This window comes from Priestia sp. SIMBA_032, assembly GCF_046535215.1.
GTDB classification, from domain to species: Bacteria; Bacillota; Bacilli; order Bacillales; family Bacillaceae_H; genus Priestia; species Priestia aryabhattai.
This window is the reverse complement of the sequence record NZ_JAWRXD010000658.1, coordinates 1-272: the sequence shown is the minus strand read 5'-3', so window position 1 is coordinate 272 and position 272 is coordinate 1. Positions and strand designations below refer to the sequence as shown.

Below are 272 nucleotides of genomic sequence, written 5' to 3'. Positions count from 1 at the left end.
AATGCACTACTTAGATACATTTTCACCGAACCATTTTTTCGTTATTTTGTCATACGTACCGTCTTTTTTCATATCTTCTAACGCTTTATCTACTTCTTGTACAAGCTTATCGCTACCTTTACGGAATAAGAATCCACTTTGTGAAGCTTCTTTTTCTGTATCTACAATTTTAATTTTTGCATCTTTTTTCGTTTCTAAATAATTTAATACTGATAACTTATCATTAATTGTAAAATCAACGCGTCCTGAAGCTAATAATTCTGCCGCTTGGC

The 272-nt window shown here is 31.6% G+C and carries 1 protein-coding gene; it reads right to left on the bottom strand.

All coding sequences use genetic code 11. The features are described 5' to 3' along the window. Positions 1-6: 6 nt before the first annotated feature. The coding region (locus SB717_RS35885) for a transporter substrate-binding domain-containing protein (RefSeq protein WP_410907746.1) at positions 7-272 on the bottom strand (266 nt) is incomplete at its 5' end.